We start from the raw sequence: 19,072 nt of genomic DNA, 5'->3' as shown, positions 1-19,072 counted from the left end.
TGTCTTATTGCTAGGTTAAAGCACATTGTGCAGACTTCTTCGTAGAAACACACGGCGAGTCACGCACGCCGTAATCCAGGAATAAGGGGTAGCCCTCAATGCCGGATGCTGTCAGACCTTTGTTTTCATTTTGAAGCTCTGTGGCAGAAGATGCGTGGTAACACTTTCAGGAGGATTTCCTGTGAACAAATCAATGTTAGCAGGTGTGGGTATCGGTATTGCGGCCGCTCTGGGAATTGCCGCTGTCGCGAGTATGAATGTATTCTCCGGCGCACCGCAATATGCACAAGTTCTTGCTGCGACACCGATTAAAGAGACGATTAAAACGCCTCGTAAGGAATGTCGTAATGTGACCGTAACTCACCGTCAACCGGTGCAGGATGAGAATCAAATTGCGGGTTCAGTATTGGGTGCTGTTGCTGGTGGGGTTCTGGGCCATCAGGTCGGCGGTGGCCGTGGTAAAGATATCGCGACTGTTGCTGGTGCACTGGCCGGTGGTTACGCAGGTAATCGTGTCCAAAGCAATATGCAGGATAACGATACCTATACGACCACCCAACAACGTTGCCAAACTGTTTACGATAAGTCACAGAAAATGTTGGGATATGACGTAACCTACAAAATTGGTGATCAGCAGGGGAAAATTCGCATGGATCGTGATCCAGGCACGCAGATCCCAATCGATAAAAATGGTCAACTGATACTGAACAACCGAGCATAATATAAAATCTGTTGTCCAAGACCTTGCATTAAGAACCCGCGGTTTAGTGTTAATTCTGATCGTTTAACGTGTTTTATAAGCGAGTAGCATTAACATTGGCGCGGGTTTCTCACATCTGAAACCCGCGTCATTAATGGCTTAAGCTACGCGATGCTGAGCAAATGCGGCCAGCAATTCACTGATAAACTTCAATCGCTGCGCACGGTCGCTAAGATCCTGCATAAATTTCAGTTTGGTTGGCCCTTCCAGTCGGAATATTTGCGGCTGGCGTTGCAGCAAACCAATCAGATAAACCGGATCGACTTTGTTCTTCTCACCAAATTCGATAAAGCCCCCGCGCTCATTACCTTCAATACGTTTGATACCCAGCTTCTGAGCCTGTTGGCGTAATTCTGCGGTATGTAACAGATAACGGGCTGCATCCGGCAGTTTACCAAAGCGATCAATAAGTTCGACTTTCAATTCATCAAGTTCAGTTTCATCGCGTGCACTGGCAATGCGCTTATAGAACGAAAGCCGGACATTCACATCTGGAATAAAGTCCTCCGGCAGCAATACCGGCATACGCATTTCAATTTCGGTCTGATTGCTGGTCAAGTCTTCCAGTGATGGCTCTCTACCTTCCTTCAGCGCATCAACCGCGCTTTCCAGTAACTCCATATATAGCGAGAAACCGATGGTGGTCATCTGGCCACTTTGGTCCTCGCCTAATAGCTCACCGGCACCACGAATCTCAAGGTCATGAGTTGCCAGAGCAAAGCCAGCACCGAGATCTTCTAGCGACGCGATAGCTTCCAGACGTTTTTTGGCATCGGTGGTCATCGCTTTCGGATTTGGCGTAAGCAAGTAAGCATAGGCCTGATGGTGCGAGCGCCCAACCCGGCCGCGCAACTGGTGCAACTGCGCCAGACCAAAATGATCGGCGCGTTCGATGATAATGGTATTGGCGCTCGGAATATCAATCCCCGTTTCGATAATGGTGGTGCAGACCAAAACGTTAAAGCGCTGATGATGGAAATCATTCATCACCCGCTCCAGATCCCGCTCACGCATTTGCCCGTGACCAATAGCAATGCGTGCTTCTGGCACTAACTCAGCCAGCTTCTGGGTGGCTTTCTCGATATTTTCCACATCGTTATAGAGATAATAAACCTGCCCACCACGCAGAATTTCGCGCAGAATCGCTTCTCGTACCACTAAGCTATCGTACTCACGCACGAAGGTTTTCACCGCCAGACGGCGCGCAGGTGGCGTCGCAATAATCGATAAGTCCCGCATACCGCTCATCGCCATATTCAGTGTACGCGGGATAGGCGTGGCGGTAAGTGTCAGAATATCGACATCGGCGCGCATCGCTTTGATGCGCTCTTTATGGCGCACACCGAAGCGATGTTCCTCATCGACAATCAACAGACCGAGGTCTTGCCAGCGCAGGTCACTTTGCAGCAATTTATGGGTGCCGATAATAATATCCACTTTGCCTTCAGCAGCTTGCTCCAAAATCACTTGCTGCTCTTTGGCACTGCGGAAGCGTGACATCATTTCAATTCGCACCGGCCAGGTGGCAAAGCGGTCGCGGAAGTTGTCGAAATGCTGTTGAGCGAGCAGGGTGGTCGGCACCAAGACGGCAACTTGCTTATTATTCGCCACCGCCAGAAAGGCCGCCCGCATCGCCACTTCGGTTTTACCGAAACCAACATCACCACATACCAGTCGGTCCATAGCCAACTGTCGGCACATATCGCTGAGCACCGCATTGATGGCCTGTTCCTGATCTGGAGTGGTTTCGAACGGGAAGCTTTGACAGAACAGCTGATATTGTTCGCGGTCGAACTTGAATTTAAAGCCAGATTTGGCGGCGCGCTGCGCATAGATGTCCAGCAGTTCAGCCGCCACATCACGCACTTTCTCGGCGGCTTTCTGCCGCGCACGGCTCCAGGCATCGCCACCCAGTTTATGCAGCGGTGCATTTTCGTCAGCACCGCCGGAATAGCGACTGATAAGATGCAGTGATGAAACCGGCACGTACAGCTTATCTTCACCGGCATAGGTCAATATCAGGTATTCAGCTTTAATACCGCCAGCTTCTAATGTGGTAAGACCAAGATAGCGGCCCACACCGTGTTCCAGATGAACCACTGGCTGACCGGGGCGCAATTCCGCCAGATTGCGGATTAAGGTATCGGTATTAATGGTGCGGCGATTATCCTGGCGGCGGCGGTTCACGCGCTCGCCCAGTAAGTCACTTTCGCAAATCAGTGCTAATTGCTTATCAGTATCCAGGAAACCACGTTCTGAAGCACCAATCATCAGATAATGGCCGGGTGCCGTGGTTTGAGATAGCTCGCTTATCAGGGTTGGACTGATTTTTATCCGTGCCAACAGATCTTGCAGGGTTTCGCGTCGCCCCTCACTTTCCACCGAAAACACGACACTACCGCTAAATGACTCAATAAAGCGTCGCAGATTATCCAGTGGCGCTTTTTGCTGTGCCTGTACGGATAAATCGGGCAGCGGCTGATAGTGTAAGTTGGTATTGGCGGTTTTAGTCGGTAATTCTTCGGTCTTGAACTGAATCCGCGGCCACTCTTTTAACTCACTGAAAAGTGAATCAACCCGTAGCCATAATGTTTCTGGGGCCAGCAATGGGCGCATTGGGTCAACACGACGGCTTTCATAGCGTTGGTTAACATCTTGCCAGAAACGCTCCGCTGAGCTTTCCAGCGAGCCGGTGTTAATCAATAAGGTATTTTCAGGCAAGTAGCTAAACAGTGTCGGCAATGGCTGGTTGAAGAATAGCGGTTGCCAGTATTCAATCCCGGCAGGCCAGATGCTTTTGCTCACTTGCTGGTAAATATGTTCCGCATCGCGGCGCACTTCGAACTGTTCACGCCATTGGCTGCGGAATAATTCAATGGCGTTTTTATCTATCGGGAATTCATGGGCGGGGAGTAAGTTTATTTGATCAACTTCGGACAGGGTGCGCTGCGTATCCACATCAAATACGCGCAAGCTATCAATGTCATCATCAAAAAAGTCAATGCGATAAGGCTCTTCACTGCCCATCGGATACAGATCAAGCAAGGCCCCGCGGGTAGCAAACTCACCGTGCTCCATGACCTGATCGACACTGCGATATCCCGCTTGCTCAAGCTGAGCACGTAATTTATCTCGCGACAGGTGCTGGCCTTTTTTCATCACCAGAGCATGACCATGCAGGAACTCGTGCGGGCAAACCCGTTGCATCAGAGTATTAATCGGGAGAATAATAACACCGCGTTCCATTGTCGGAAGGTGGTACAGACAAGAAAGGCGGGCCGAAATAATATCCTGATGGGGTGAAAAACTGTCGTAAGGCAGCGTTTCCCAGTCGGAGAGGGTATGCACCGGACGGTGGGAAAACTGCTGAATTTCATCACGCAGTCGCAGCGCCGTTTGCATATCCGGGGTAATTAACATTACCGGGCCATAATGGCGCTCAATGATTCCTGCACACTCGACGGCGCAAGCGGAACCAGTCAACTGGCCTAACTGGCGGGTGTCGCCACGGCGCGTCGGCAATGAATAACGATGTTGTTGGGACATAAGCAGTTAAACAGTCTCTTTATCAGGACGAATTATCTCGGCGGCTATCCTAGCACGCGAACAGCTATAGCCACAGATTGGCGCTTTGATTTGGAATAAAATCCGGAGATATATCCAATAGATCTCAAGGTGCAGTAAGGCGGCAAGCGAGAAAATCCCGATGAGCTGACTAAAGTCAGTGATTCGAATTAATCAGCGCGGCCAACACACCTGTAACTTGAAAGATGAAGGATATAGGCGGTTAATGGTTCCATAAAGCGGTAGTACCCTTTATTATCCTCGATCACTTTGCTTTAGCAACAGGATCTAAACAGATTTCATGTATCAACCTGTCGCATTATTTATTGGCCTGCGTTATATGCGCGGGCGTGCATCTGACCGTTTTGGTCGGTTTGTTTCATGGCTTTCAACCATTGGTATCACACTCGGCGTGATGGCATTGATTACGGTGCTATCCGTGATGAATGGTTTCGAGCGTGATTTGCAGAATAATATTTTGGGGATGATGCCGCAGGCGCTGATTACCACGCCACAAGGCTCCCTTGACCCAAATAAAATTCCTGCTTCATCACTGAAATCACTGACTGGTGTTACCGATATTGTGCCGTTAACCACCGCTGATGTGGTGCTGCAAAGCGCGCGCAATCTCTCCGCCGGAGTGATGTTGGGGGTTGACCCCAATCAGCATGAACCTCTGGCCGACTACTTGGTTAATGTGCACCTGAAAGATTTACAACCGGGTAGCTACAATATGATCCTCGGTGAAAAACTGGCCGGTCAATTGGGGGTTAAGCGCGGTGAAACACTGCGTCTAATGGTGCCAAGCGCCAGCCAATTCACCCCGATGGGGCGCATCCCGAGCCAACGCCTGTTTAATGTTATCGGCACATTTGCCGCCGACAGTGAAGTCGATGGCTACCAAATGCTGGTTAATCAGCAGGATGCATCACGTCTGATGCGCTATCCGGCAGGTAATATTACCGGTTGGCGTTTATTCCTTTCACAACCGCTGTCCGTTGATAGTTTGAGTCAGCAAACCTTGCCAGAAGGCACGGTATGGAAAGATTGGCGTGAGCGTAAAGGCGAGCTTTTCCAGGCTGTACGGATGGAAAAGAACATGATGGGGTTGCTGCTTAGCCTGATTATCGCTGTTGCGGCCTTTAATATTATTACCTCTCTGGGCCTGTTAGTGATGGAAAAACAGGGCGAAGTGGCTATTTTGCAAACCCAGGGTTTAAGTCGTCGTCAAATTATGTTGGTGTTTATGGTGCAGGGCGCCAGCGCGGGGGTTATTGGCGCATTGCTCGGTGCCGGCTTGGGTATTTTGCTTGCCAGTCAATTGAATACCATTATCCCGATTCTCGGTTTATTGATTGATGGCGCGACCTTACCGGTGGAGATTAATCCGGTTCAGGTGACCGTGATTGCCCTGTTGGCAATGGCGATTGCTTTGCTCTCAACGCTTTACCCTTCCTGGCGCGCTGCCGCCGCACAACCTGCCGAGGCCTTACGCTATGAGTAATCATCCTTTATTACAGTGTTTAAACCTGTGCAAACGCTATCAGGAAGGTCAACTACATACCGACGTCTTGCGTAATGTGTCGTTCACTATCGAAGCTGGTGAACTGATGGCGATTGTCGGCAGTTCCGGTTCAGGTAAAAGTACCCTATTGCATTTGTTGGGCGGGCTGGATTCACCGACTTCCGGCGAAGTGATATATCAAGGGCGCTCGCTGAATCAAATGTCTTCCACGGCAAAAGCTGAGTTACGTAATCGTGAGTTAGGTTTTATCTATCAATTCCACCATTTACTACCGGATTTTACTGCATTAGAAAATGTGGCGATGCCACTACTTATCGGCGGTGCCAAACCGAGTGAAGCGCAGGATAAAGCCCGCGCAATGCTAGTGGCCGTGGGGTTGGAAAAGCGGAGCAAACATCGCCCGTCCGAACTATCCGGTGGTGAGCGTCAGCGAGTGGCGATTGCGCGCTCGCTGGTCAATAACCCGTCGCTGGTGTTGGCTGATGAGCCGACCGGTAACCTCGATCAACGGAATGCCGATAGCATCTTTAATTTGCTAGGTGAATTGAATGTTCGTCAAGGGACCGCCTTCTTAGTTGTCACTCACGATTTGCAATTGGCCAAGCGCATGAGCCGTCAGTTGGAAATGCGTGACGGCCAGCTACAGCAGCACTTGACGTTGGTGGGGGCGCAATAGTGGCAATTGGGATGGGCGTTTCGCCACTTTCACTGTTAATCGGTTTACGTTTTAGCCGTGGTCGCCGTCGCGGCGGAATGGTGTCACTCATTTCGGTGATCTCCACCTTGGGTATTGCCTTGGGCGTGGCGGTATTGATCGTCGGCTTAAGTGCCATGAACGGCTTCGAACGTGAGCTAAAAAGTCGTATTTTGGCAGTGGTGCCACACGGTGAAATTGCAGTGGTCAATCAGCCATTTAGCGGTTGGCCGCAAACTTTACAGCGGGTTGAAAAAGTACCCGGTATTGTGGCAGCGGCACCTTATATCAATTTCACCGGTTTGATTGAAAACGGCACCCAGCTGCGTGCCGTACAGGTCAAAGGTGTTGATCCCGAGGCCGAACAGCGACTTAGCGCATTGCCGAGCTTCGTCCTTGATCATGCCTGGGACAATTTCAAAGCCGGTCAGCAGCAGATTATTTTGGGTAAAGGTCTGGCCGATGCCTTGGGGGTGAAGCAGGGGTCATGGCTGACAGTAATGATCCCTAATAGCGACCCTGAGATGAAATTACTGCAACCCAAGCGTATTCGCTTGCAAGTGGCGGGTGTTTTTCAATTGAGTGGGCAACTGGATCACAGCCTGGCATTAGTACCTTTAGTCGATGCGCAGCAATATCTGGATATGGGTGACAGTGTCACTGGTATAGCCATCAAGGTCGATGACGTCTATAACGCCAACAAACTGGTACGCAGTGCCGGTGAGGTCTCGAATGCCTATGTGTATATCAGCAGTTGGATTGGCACCTACGGCTATATGTATCGTGACATCCAAATGATTCGCACCATCATGTATTTAGCGATGGTACTGGTTATCGGGGTTGCCAGCTTTAACATTGTTTCCACTCTGGTGATGGCGGTTAAAGATAAAAGCAGCGATATCGCGGTGTTACGCACATTAGGCGCTAAAGATGGCCTGATACGAGCCATCTTTATCTGGTATGGCTTGATGGCAGGGCTGATCGGCAGTGTCAGCGGGGCGGTCGCGGGAGTGCTCATCTCTTTGCAATTAACCAACATTATCCGTGGGTTGGAAAAGCTGATCGGGCATCAATTTTTGTCGGGTGATATCTATTTCATCGACTTTTTGCCGTCAGAACTGCACTGGTTTGATGTGGCTTGTGTGCTGGCGACCGCATTGGTGTTGAGTTTAATTGCCAGTTGGTATCCGGCTCGTCGTGCCAGTCGTATTGATCCGGCGCGGGTGTTGAGCGGGCAATAAAAAATCTAAAAATAAGTCAAACTAATAATAATTCTTCTGGACAATAATGGGTAAGGGGCAAGCTTATGTATTACGGTTTTGATATGGGCGGCACCAAAATTGAGTTAGGCGTTTTTGATGCTAACCTGCAACGAATCTGGCATAAGCGCGTCCCTACACCGCGCGAAGACTACTCGCTATTACTGCAAACATTACATGACCTGACACGGGAAGCCGATGAGTTTTGTGGTAGTAAAGGCAGTGTGGGTATCGGCATTCCCGGCTTGCCCAATGCCGATGATGGTACGGTATTCACGGCGAATGTGCCAGCGGCAATGGGGCAATCTTTGCAAGGTGACCTTTCCGGGTTAATTGGGCGCGAAGTTCGAATCGATAATGATGCTAACTGCTTTGCATTGTCGGAAGCCTGGGATCCTGAGTTTCGCCGCTATCCAACAGTATTAGGGCTGATTCTTGGTACTGGCGTCGGTGGCGGGCTAATTGTGAACGGCAATATTGTCAGTGGACGAAATCATATTACTGGTGAATTTGGTCATTTTCGTTTGCCAGTAGATGCGCTGGATATTCTGGGCGCAGATATTCCACGAGTATCCTGTGGTTGCGGCCATAATGGTTGTATTGAGAATTATATTTCAGGACGTGGTTTTGAATGGATGTACAAACATTTCAACCAGCAATCTTTGCCTGCAACTGAAATTATTGCAAACTATAACGTCGGTGAATCCAAAGCTGTAGCTCATGTTGAGCGCTTTATGGATGTACTGGCGGTTTGCTTAGGTAATTTATTGACTATGCTGGATCCCCATCTGGTTGTAATCGGTGGTGGATTATCTAATTTCGAGCATATCTATCAAGAACTGCCGAAACGGCTACCACAGCATTTATTGCGAGTAGCCCGATTGCCGCGCATTGAAAAAGCGCGTTATGGTGATGCGGGCGGTGTTCGTGGGGCGGCGTTCCTGCATTTGTCTAAGTAATACCCAATACCCTAAATAATTCAAGTTGCAGGAAGGCGGCAAGCGAATGAATCCCGATGAGTTGACGCCGGTCAATGATTCGGGTGAGAGAGAGCAGCCAACGCACATGAAGCTTGAAGTATGACGGGTATAACAATACCTAAAATAGAGGCAAAAGGTTATGCGCATTCGCCATCGGTTGTGTCGGTTTCGCAAGAATAAGCACTTGCGCCATCAACGTTTTCGCTCCCGTATTTTTCATCGAGACAGTGCTGCAACATCCGAAATGAAGAAGCCGTTTGTGGTGGTTCTGACGGGGGCCGGCATTTCGGCCGAATCTGGTATTCGTACTTTCCGTGCGGCAGATGGTTTGTGGGAAGAGCATCAGGTGGAAGATGTTGCCACCCCTGAAGGGTATCGTCGTGACCCTGAACTGGTTCAGGCTTTTTATAATGCACGCCGCCGCCAGTTACAGCAGCCTGATATTGCGCCAAATGCTGCCCATTTTGCATTAGCTGATTTGGAAGCAGTGCTGGGTGATAATTTCGTACTGGTAACTCAGAATATAGATAATTTGCATGAGAGAGCGGGTAGTAAGCGCGTTATTCATATGCATGGCGAGTTATTGAAAGTGCGCTGCACCCAGTCAGGCCAGGTACTGGATTGGCCGGGTGATCTCAGTGCAGATGAGCGCTGCCATTGTTGCCAATTCCCATCGCCACTGCGCCCACATATCGTGTGGTTTGGTGAGATGCCAATGGGCATGGATGAAATCTATCAGGCGCTGGCTGAGGCTGATTTCTTTATTTCAATTGGTACCTCCGGCCATGTCTATCCTGCCGCCGGGTTTGTCCATGAGTCGAGCTTGCATGGTGCTCATACTGTCGAGTTGAATCTCGAGCCTAGCCAGGTCGAGAGCCAGTTTGATGAAAAACACTACGGTTTAGCCAGTAAAGTGGTTCCAGAATATGTGCGCGAATTTTTAACCACCCGGGGCGAGAATCGCGAAGGCGACTAATTACCCTGCTTAATTGAGAGCCGCAGCGTTGTTAGCGGCTCTCACTCACCCGAATCACTGACTTGAGTCAGCTCATCGGGATTTGCTCGTTGGCTGCCTGGCTGCAACTCCAATTACTTGGGTAATACCCTGCTTAATGGGTGCCGCAGCGTTGTTAGCGGCACTTAATCATTCATTCAAACACTCGGTGTTGTGTCTATATTGCTTTTTTATTCTGGCTTAAGTTTGTCTAAAACTGACCTGACGCAATATTTGATGGTGATCACTTCCCCATAATGATATGCACTATTATGAGGGTGGGCCCATGGACAAATTACTCGACCGCTTTTTCAACTATGTTTCTTTTGATACACAAGCAAAAGCCAATGTAAAATCCGTGCCGAGCACTGAAGGGCAGCGCAAGCTGGCTCTGGCGTTACAACATGAGTTGCAGACGCTGGGGTTTTCTCAGGTGAGTTTGAGTGAGCACGGCTGTGTGATGGCAACCTTGCCTGCCAATGTCTCCTGGCTGGTCCCTACCATTGGTTTTATTGCCCATCTTGATACTTCACCTGATTTCTCGGGTAAAAATGTTAATCCGCAGATTGTAGAAAACTACCGTGGTGGTGATATTGCTTTGGGGATGGGCGACGAGGTTTTATCGCCGGTCATGTTCCCCGTCTTGCATCAATTGCTTGGGCATACCTTGATTACCACTGATGGCAAAACCTTATTGGGTGCGGATGATAAAGCGGGTATTGCGGAAATTATTACTGCTATGGTGCGCTTAAAGCACAGCAATATCCCGCATGGTGATATTCGTATCGCTTTCACACCTGATGAAGAAGTAGGGAAAGGTGCGCGCTTCTTTAACGTGGCAGAATTTAATGCCCAGTGGGCCTATACCGTGGATGGCGGCGGTGTTGGTGAGTTGGAATTTGAGAACTTCAATGCCGCATCGGTGACTATAAAGATTGTCGGTAATAATGTGCATCCCGGAAGTGCCAAAGGGGTGATGGTCAATGCGCTATCACTGGCAACCCGCTTCCATCAGGAATTACCCACCGATGAAACCCCTGAAAGTACTGATGGTTATGACGGTTTCTATCATTTGCAAAGTATTAAAGGCACGGTCGAACGGGCAGAAATGCACTATATCGTGCGAGACTTTAATCGCGATGGTTTTGAAGCACGCAAGAAAAATATGGTGGATATCGCTAAACGGGTAGGCAAAGGTTTACACCGTGATTGCTATATTGAAATCGTTATAGATGATAGCTATTACAATATGCGAGAGCATATTATTAAACACCCACATATCATCGAGATAGCTCAGCAAGCAATGCATGATTGTGATATTACCCCCATCATGAAGCCGATACGTGGTGGCACTGACGGTGCGCAGCTATCTTTCCTTGGTTTACCTTGCCCAAATATTTTCACGGGCGGCTATAATTATCATGGTAAACATGAGTTTATAACGCTGGAAGGGATGGAGAAAGCGGTAGCGGTTATTATGCGAATTGCTGAATTGACGGCGAAACGCGCTAAAGAGTCATAAGCTTATTAATCACCCAAAAACGTTGAAATTAATGGCAAAGCTATTTATAACACAGTGAGTGAAGGGTTGGCCGTACCTGGGGGCGCTCCGGCGACTTACGTCGCTACGACCCCAGCGGCACGTTTCCCCTTTATTTGGCTTTGTCAGCAGTCTGAATGCCCCGTTTACCGGGGCATTTTTGCGGAATAAGCTCGAAATATCAGTCGTTAAAATACCAATAGCCGTTGTTTACCAACGCGGTGAGCATTGCCAGGAAGGACGGGTCTTCCAGCGCATCACCCAACTTGTGCGCATCCACGCTAAAGTGTTGGCATAAGGCATCGGCGGCTTGTCTGTGTGGTGTATTAATCAACTCACCATTAGCAAAGCATTGATCACCAATACGTAGAACACGCAACCCAGTAAGACGTTGTAATTCCTCACCTTGTTGCAATAACTCATAGACATCACCCGCCTGATAAGGCGGCTCTGGTGGCGCGATATCCAGTTCATGGCGCGATTGGGAAATAAACTCACCAAACCAGTTTTGGAAATCCCCTGGTTGCTGAACTAAATCGAGCATCATTGCACGAAGTTTATCGACTTCTTGTGGCAACACTTCCGCCGGATGTTCGCGTAATTGCAAATCTGGATCGCTGTAGCGATAACTACCCAACTCGCGAGCCAGCACATAGTCGGCAAAGCCACTTACCAGTTCGCGGCCATTAGGTGCACGGAAACCGACTGAATAATTCAAGGCATTTTCCAACGCATAGCCTTCATGAGGGAATCCCGGCGGGATATAAAGGATATCGCCAGGCTCCATTTCTTCATCAATAATGGCGTCGAAAGGCCCAACTTGCAGCAGGTCAGGGTGAGGACAATGCTGTTTCATTTCCGTTTTCTCACCGACCCGCCAGCGACGACGCCCCGTGCCCTGAATAATAAAAACATCATACTGGTCAAAATGCGGGCCGACACCGCCACCCGGAACGGAGAAAGAGACCATTAAGTCATCCATACGCCAGTCAGAAAGCGGGCGGAATGGGCGCATTAATGCAGCCGCAGGTTCATGCCAATGGTCAACGGCTTGCACTAGCAGCGACCAATTAGTCTCACCTAAATGATCAAAACTTTCAAAGGGGCCATGGGCGACTTGCCAGCGGCCATCTTCATGGCTCACCAAACGGCTATCGACTTCATTTTCCATAGCTAAACCAGCGAGTTCATCTGGTGAGAGCGGATCGATAAAGTTTTTAAAGCCACGTTTGAGGATGACGGGGCGTTTCTGCCAATAGCGTTGCAGGAAATCAGGCCAATCGAGACTGAGTTGGTAATCCATGTTTATTCCAGGATAGGGGGTGAACTTGCTGGTGATTATAACGGATGCCAGCTATGAGTATTAGATATTGGCAGGTAAATTTTATTAATCAGCGTGATAATCATGCTGCTGGCCAAAAGTTACCATCATTCTTGCTCCACCCAAGGGGCTTTCAGTAATGGTTATCTTGCCTTGATACTGCTCAATAATCTCGGCAGCAACGGACAATCCCAGCCCTTGTCCAGGGCGTAAAGTATCGACTCGCTGCCCACGCTGGAAAATCAACTGTCGTTTGCTTTCTGGAATACCCGGCCCATCGTCGTCAACGACAATAGTGAGCTGTTTTTCCGAGTGCAGGGCAGTTATTTCGACGAACTCCAAACAGTATTTACAGGCATTTTCCAGAACATTACCCATGACCTCCATAAAGTCATTTCGCTCCCCAAGGAAAGTCACCTCAGGCGAAATATCCAACGTCAGCACAACGCCTTTGCGCTGATAAACTTTATTTAATGCGCTGCACAAGCTATCGAGTAGAGCAGGAACTGAGTGGATCTCGCGAATCAATACATTATGCTCGGAACGCATACTGGCACGGTGCAGGTAATAACCGATTTGCTGAGAGATGCGGCTGATCTGTTCTAGCATGATAGGCTCGACTTCCTCGATAGTCGTTTGCTTACCGGTGCGTAAAGAACGCAGCGTCGTTTGCAATACCGCTAGTGGGGTTTTGAGGCTATGAGTCAGGTCGGAAAGTGTCGTGCGGTATTTGGTATAACGCTGACGTTCATTGGTAAGTAAGATATTGAGATTGCGCACTAAGCTCTGCAATTCTCGAGGTGGATTTTCATCTAACTGATCGCGTTCACCTTTTTCTAGCTGACTTATCTGACTGACCAGTGCTTTGATGGGCCTCAGGCTCCAATAGGCGGCGAGCCAAAGCAAGGGAACAACTAACAGCAAATTCGCCAGTAAGACATAACTAAACCAATTCCAAACCAAATCAGAACGCTGCAATTCCTGTGGGATGGTATCTACAACTACGATCGTGAGCTGTGGTAAGCGGGATGTGGCGGGGTAAGTATTGACGGATACAGAGTGAGTCAGAGCACTGTTATCCGTATCGTCATATTTTTTTAGCTGGTCTTGCGCTTTCGGGTTATCACCCAACATCATGCTACTTATATGTGTTCCGGTATCCAGCTCATAGAATCCCGGTTTTTGTAGCCAGCTTTTTTCGATATGAGATTCAAGTTCGGGCACATGCCGTTGGCGCCACAGTATATTGCCATCTTTATCGTAAATCAGAACCAGCGTCGGGATATTCAGCTCAAGTTCTGGCGGCACCGATATGCTCAACTTATTGTCATGCCATTGGGCCAAGCTGAAGAATAAATTACTTTCACCGCGATGGGCACTGAAGGTATTTTTATCAAAGCTGACAATATAACCGACGACGGCGACCATACCATATGATAACGACAGCGCTAAGATGACACCTGCTGTCGCCATAAGAAAACGAGCACGAAGAGAGAAAGGCTTGCTATTTGTCCTGAACATGATTTCTAGTTAGCGTCAAAACGGTATCCCTGACCACGGATAGTTGTAATCACTTCACCTTCATGTTCTGCCAGCAGCTTTTTACGTAAACGACCCATTAATACGTCGATAGTATGGCTCTCACGTAATTCTGCATCAGGGTAGAGTTGCAGCATTAATGTATCTTTGCTGACTACTTTTCCTGCATTACGAATAAGGGTTTCAATGATAGTGTATTCGAAAGCGGTCAGTTTAATCTGTTGCTGATTGACACACAACTCTCTGCGAGAGAGATCAATTTGAAATGGGGGAAATTCAATAATTTGGGATGCGAGGCCGATATTGCGTCGCATCAATGCCTGAATTCGCGCTATGACTTCTTCAAGATGAAAAGGTTTGGTGACATAATCATCAGCACCGGCTTCCAGTACCGCAACCTTATCTTGCCAACTTTCCCTCGCAGTGAGCACCAGAATTGGCAGGTTTGTCTGATGACTACGCCAACGACGGATAAGGCTTAAGCCATCCTCGCCCGGTAAACCAAGATCAATAATGGCGATATCTGGGGCATGTTCCTGCAAGAAATAGTCTGCCTCTTTGGCATCTTCTGCTGCATCAACCTGATGGCCCATTTCACGCATTTGTACCGTAAGATGGTGACGCAACAAAGCATTATCTTCGACAACTAAAACCCGCATACTACATTCCTCGATAAGACATTAACCGGGTAATCTAATATTACCCGACAAGTAAAAATGAGAACAGTGACTTAGAAAGTGTAACGTAAACCTGCCTGCATCGCTTGATCACTGACTTTCCAGTTATGGTAGGTATAACCTACTTCTGCAGAGAGGCTTTGTGTCAGAGCATAGTCAGTTGTTATACGTGCTTCGTGGTATGCACGACTATCATAGTTTGCCAAACGGTAGGCAACATCCAGACCGATATCCTGTGATAACTTACTTTTGATACCAATTTCGCCTGTGGCGCTATTGTAAGTATTGGTTTTTTTGCCGTCTTTGCTGGCATCAAAGACCATTGCATGGCGGCTGCCGCCCACCAAGGTATAGAAATCAATATTGGGTGAGAAGGCAAAATGGTAACCCAGCCCGAGGACTGCTTCGGCAAGGCCGCGGTCATTATTGGCGATGCTGCTTATACGACCATCAATAAACAGGCCGTTATCAAAACCATAGCCACCATTGAAGTAGATACCGCCCATATCGCGGTTACCGATATGACTGTACTGACTTTGATTGAATTCTTTATCGAAACGCTCATTGTTACTGATTGAGCCATATTGCAGGCCACCGGCTACATAAGTGTAATCCGCTGCCATAGCGACAGTGCAGGTTCCCATTAGGGCGAGAGAAAGAAGTGTTTGCTTCAACATAGTGATATTAGCTCCAGCAAGTGTAAAGTCCTTTTGACATCAACAGTATTATCAATGACGGTGACTAAACCGGGGCTAAACAGGGGCAGTACGCGAAAGGATAAGAAATTATTCAGGTGGCGTTGATTTGCCACCTGATGTTGAGACTAAAGTATTACTTCAACTCATCGACCATTGTTGTGGCACGACCAATGTAATTGGCGGGTGTCATGGCTTTCAAGCGGGTTTTTTCTGCTTCTGGCAGCGCGAGGCTGTCGATAAAGGCTTGCATGCCCGCCGCATCGACACGTTTCCCTCGGGTCAATTCTTTCAATTTTTCGTATGGCTTTTCAATACCATAGCGGCGCATAACTGTTTGAATTGGCTCGGCCAAAACTTCCCAGTTGTGATCCAGCTCTTCCAACAGGTGCGCTTCGTTGACTTCAAGTTTGCTAATGCCTTTCATGGTCGCTTGATAGGCAATCAACGCATAACCCAAGCCTACACCCAAGTTACGTAACACGGTGGAATCCGTCAGGTCACGCTGCCAGCGCGAAACAGGAAGTTTGCTGGCTAAATGGCCCAGCACCGCGTTGGACAGGCCCAGATTGCCCTCTGAGTTTTCAAAATCAATTGGGTTCACTTTATGTGGCATGGTGCTTGAGCCAATTTCGCCAGCAATGGTTTTTTGCTTGAAATGATTCAATGCAATGTAACCCCAGATATCGCGGTCGAAATCGATCAAGATAGTATTGAAACGTGCCACGCAGTCAAACAGTTCGGCAATATAATCATGCGGTTCAATTTGCGTGGTGTATGGGTTCCAGTTGATACCCAGTGACGTGACGAAACTTTCGCTAAACTGATGCCAATCTACTTCAGGATAAGCAACCATGTGAGCATTATAGTTACCTACTGCACCATTGATTTTGCCTAAAATTTCAACTTGCGACAGTTGACGGAATTGACGTTCCATCCGGTATGCGACGTTCGCCAGCTCTTTACCAATCGTGGAAGGTGTTGCAGGTTGGCCGTGAGTACGGGACAACAGCGGCAAATCACGATACTGGTGAGCCAGCGCTTTGATGGAGTCAATAATCTTGCGCCATTCAGGCAAAATCACCTCCTGGCGCGCCGTTTGCAGCATTAAAGCGTGCGACAAGTTATTGATATCTTCTGAAGTACAGGCAAAGTGGATAAATTCAGAGACGGCATGTAATGCCGGAACACTTTCGACTTTCTCTTTCAAAAAGTATTCAACCGCTTTTACATCATGATTCGTGGTGCGTTCAATGGTTTTGATGCGCAGTGCATCTTGTTCATTGAATTCTTGCACGATCTTATCAAGGTAAGCGTTTGCGTTGGCATCAAAAGCCGGAACTTCTTTGATTTCTGTACAGGCGGCCAGTTTTTGCAGCCAACGTACTTCGACCTGCACGCGGAATTTCAGCAAACCAAATTCGCTAAAGATTGGGCGCAGTGCGCTGACTTTGTCGCCGTAGCGTCCATCAATTGGGGAAACGGCGGTCAGTGAGGATAATTCCATCGGTGGCAACTCCTGAGAAAGGATTTCAAATATGAGCAAGGATACTCTGCGCCTGCTTAAACAGACGATTTCGCGAGAACATTAACTGCAAGCGGCTTCCGCCGACTTGTTGCCAAAGCACAGCTGAGCGGATACCCGCCAGCAGGGTGGCACGAATTTTTGCCTGCACCAGTGTGCTTTGTAAAATAGCGGGTGAGCCAATAACCTGAATGCGCGGACCGAGTGGACTGATAACATCCGTATAAATGGCAGCCAGCGAACTCATCATTGTTTCCGATTCAAGATCGAAATGGGCCAATTGGCGATCAAGCTGACTAATACGATCACCCAAGGTATTCATCGCCGACTTATTGGCATTGAGCTTCCGCTCCAACACCATCAGGCTTAGGGTGTAGCGGGTCAGTTCCGCCGCAGGCCCCTGACGGTTGGCATTTAACACACTTTGCAGTGTTTCCAACCCCATTTTTAAGGATTGTTCATTGCCGCCATAGACGGCCAAAGTGGAAGGCGGGTTGGTTTGTAGCAGCCCACTGAGCACAGTATTTAATGCATCATTATCACATTGGCCTTCATGCGCCAATTGTTGAACCAAGCGAGCTGACTGGCAGATTCCGGCCAATGCCAACGTAATATCATAATAATTTTTCGCCACGGTTACTCCTGTAAACGTTCTGGTTCATTAATATACCCGTCATACTTCAAGCGGCATGTGCGTTTGCTGCTCTCACTCACTTGCCGCCTTCCTGCAACTGGAATTATTTAGGGTATAGGTTGAATTAGTTTGCGACTGAACCTGGCAGTGGATAACGCTCTTCTATAATACCGCCACCGAGACAGACTTCACCTTGATAGAAGACCGCAGACTGGCCGGGTGTGACTGCCGCTACAGGGTCATCAAACCGAACCTCAACACGTTCGTCATCCAATGGTGTCACGGTGCAGGGAATGTCCTGCTGGCGGTAACGAGTTTTTACCACACAGCGGAAAGCAGCAGTGACGGGTTCTCTATCAACCCAATGTAACTGTTGGGCAATCAGCCCCACAGACATTAAACGCGGGTGTTCATGTCCTTGAGCTACCAGTAAGATGTTATTCGCAACATCTTTATCCACCACATACCACGGATCATCGCCACCCTCTTTGGTGCCGCCGATACCCAAGCCTTTACGCTGCCCCAAGGTGTGATACATCAAACCCTGATGTTCGCCCACATGCTGGCCATCTACGGTCATGATTGGGCCGGGTTGCGCGGGCAGATAGCGGCCCAGGAAATCACGGAATTTGCGCTCACCAATAAAGCAGATACCCGTGGAGTCTTTTTTCTTGGCAGTGACCAGCTCAAGTTGTTCAGCAATGCGGCGAACTTCAGGCTTTTCTAACTCACCAACAGGGAACAGGCTTTGAGCGAGCTGTTCGTGGCTTAATGTGTAGAGAAAATAGCTTTGGTCTTTATTGCCATCAAGCCCACGTAACAAGCGACTTTTACCGTTAACGTCCTGACGACGCACATAATGCCCGGTAGCAATATAGTCTGCACCCAAATCTTCCGCGGCAAACTCTAGGAAAGCTTTAAATTTTATTTCTTTATTACACAGAATATCGGGGTTAGGGGTGCGCCCGGCTTTGTATTCTTCCAGGAACAATTCGAACACGTTATCCCAGTATTCTGCGGCAAAATTGACGGTGTGCAACTCCATGCCCAGTTTGTCGCATACCGCTTGAGCATCGGCCAAATCGGTCGCTGCTGAGCAATACTCTTCGCCATCATCCTCTTCCCAATTCTTCATGAACAAACCGGCAACTTGGTAGCCCTGTTGCTGGAGCAGGTAGGCGGAAACGGAAGAATCGACACCGCCGGACATACCGACGATTACTTTTTTCTGGCTGTTATCTGACATGGGAGTCTCACTAACGTAAATACCTAAAGCCCCAATGAAGGCTATGACGGATGAGATTATCCGACCCACTCTTCAGCGTGGCAGGGCATTATAAAAACAAGCGCCGGATTTTATCACGT

15 protein-coding genes are annotated in these 19,072 nt (G+C 48.6%); 7 read left to right on the top strand and 8 right to left on the bottom strand.

The features are described from left to right. The first annotated feature begins 181 nt into the window (after positions 1-181). Complete coding sequence (locus FGL26_RS06840; RefSeq protein ID WP_005170666.1) at positions 182-721, top strand: glycine zipper 2TM domain-containing protein; 540 nt, start codon at positions 182-184, stop codon at positions 719-721. A 138-nt stretch (positions 722-859) separates the two neighbouring features. Here FGL26_RS06840 and mfd read toward each other — a convergent pair whose 3' ends face one another. Continuing rightward, positions 860-4,306 (bottom strand): transcription-repair coupling factor, encoded by a 3,447-nt coding sequence (mfd, locus tag FGL26_RS06835; RefSeq protein WP_032912744.1) that lies wholly within the window; start codon positions 4,304-4,306, stop codon positions 860-862. A 319-nt stretch (positions 4,307-4,625) separates the two neighbouring features. On the opposite strand from mfd, the gene lolC reads away from it, so the two are divergent. From lolC to pepT, 6 genes are all read left to right on the top strand, one after another. Next, entirely contained in the window at positions 4,626-5,828 is a 1,203-nt protein-coding gene (lolC, locus tag FGL26_RS06830; RefSeq protein WP_005170663.1) for a lipoprotein-releasing ABC transporter permease subunit LolC, read from the top strand. After that, positions 5,821-6,525 (top strand): lipoprotein-releasing ABC transporter ATP-binding protein LolD, encoded by a 705-nt coding sequence (gene lolD, locus FGL26_RS06825; RefSeq protein ID WP_005158007.1) that lies wholly within the window; start codon positions 5,821-5,823, stop codon positions 6,523-6,525. Before lolC ends, lolD begins: the two co-directional genes overlap by 8 nt. Before the next feature lie 11 nt (positions 6,526-6,536). Next, positions 6,537-7,784: a lipoprotein-releasing ABC transporter permease subunit LolE gene (gene lolE / locus FGL26_RS06820; RefSeq protein WP_005170647.1), complete on the top strand. Its 1,248-nt coding sequence runs from the start codon at positions 6,537-6,539 to the stop codon at positions 7,782-7,784. A 65-nt stretch (positions 7,785-7,849) separates the two neighbouring features. Next, entirely contained in the window at positions 7,850-8,761 is a 912-nt protein-coding gene (gene nagK, locus FGL26_RS06815; RefSeq protein ID WP_032912743.1) for an N-acetylglucosamine kinase, read from the top strand. A gap of 160 nt (positions 8,762-8,921) precedes the next feature. Then, positions 8,922-9,758, top strand: a complete 837-nt coding sequence (gene cobB, locus FGL26_RS06810) for a Sir2 family NAD+-dependent deacetylase (RefSeq protein WP_005170642.1) — start codon at positions 8,922-8,924, stop codon at positions 9,756-9,758. Positions 9,759-10,062: 304 nt separating this feature from the next. Then, the gene (pepT, locus tag FGL26_RS06805; RefSeq protein WP_005170641.1) at positions 10,063-11,298 is read left to right on the top strand and encodes a peptidase T; all 1,236 of its coding nucleotides are present in this window, start codon (positions 10,063-10,065) and stop codon (positions 11,296-11,298) included. 199 nt (positions 11,299-11,497) lie between these two features. On the opposite strand, the gene FGL26_RS06800 is transcribed toward pepT, so the two are convergent. The 7 genes from FGL26_RS06800 to mnmA form a co-directional block, all read right to left on the bottom strand. Next, positions 11,498-12,619 carry a ribosomal protein uL16 3-hydroxylase gene (locus FGL26_RS06800; protein ID WP_005170640.1) on the bottom strand — a complete coding sequence of 374 codons (1,122 nt, stop codon included), beginning with the start codon at positions 12,617-12,619 and terminating at the stop codon, positions 11,498-11,500. Positions 12,620-12,703: 84 nt separating this feature from the next. Next, on the bottom strand, positions 12,704-14,158 hold the full coding sequence (gene phoQ, locus FGL26_RS06795) for a two-component system sensor histidine kinase PhoQ (protein ID WP_005170639.1): 1,455 nt from the start codon (positions 14,156-14,158) through the stop codon (positions 12,704-12,706). A 5-nt stretch (positions 14,159-14,163) separates the two neighbouring features. Then, the gene (gene phoP, locus FGL26_RS06790; protein ID WP_005158018.1) at positions 14,164-14,835 is read right to left on the bottom strand and encodes a two-component system response regulator PhoP; all 672 of its coding nucleotides are present in this window, start codon (positions 14,833-14,835) and stop codon (positions 14,164-14,166) included. A 71-nt stretch (positions 14,836-14,906) separates the two neighbouring features. After that, the gene (locus tag FGL26_RS06785) at positions 14,907-15,530 is read right to left on the bottom strand and encodes a YPO1635 family putative outer membrane beta-barrel protein (RefSeq protein ID WP_005170638.1); all 624 of its coding nucleotides are present in this window, start codon (positions 15,528-15,530) and stop codon (positions 14,907-14,909) included. Positions 15,531-15,684: 154 nt separating this feature from the next. After that, positions 15,685-17,055: an adenylosuccinate lyase gene (gene purB, locus FGL26_RS06780; protein WP_005170637.1), complete on the bottom strand. Its 1,371-nt coding sequence runs from the start codon at positions 17,053-17,055 to the stop codon at positions 15,685-15,687. 25 nt (positions 17,056-17,080) lie between these two features. Beyond that, entirely contained in the window at positions 17,081-17,707 is a 627-nt protein-coding gene (gene hflD / locus FGL26_RS06775; RefSeq protein ID WP_005170635.1) for a high frequency lysogenization protein HflD, read from the bottom strand. A 124-nt stretch (positions 17,708-17,831) separates the two neighbouring features. Continuing rightward, complete coding sequence (gene mnmA, locus FGL26_RS06770) at positions 17,832-18,953, bottom strand: tRNA 2-thiouridine(34) synthase MnmA (protein WP_005170633.1); 1,122 nt, start codon at positions 18,951-18,953, stop codon at positions 17,832-17,834. Positions 18,954-19,072: the final 119 nt, after the last annotated feature.

It is taken from the genome of Yersinia enterocolitica subsp. enterocolitica, from assembly GCF_901472495.1.
Classification (GTDB): Bacteria; Pseudomonadota; Gammaproteobacteria; order Enterobacterales; family Enterobacteriaceae; genus Yersinia; species Yersinia enterocolitica.
This window is presented reverse-complemented; position numbering and strand designations above follow the sequence as displayed.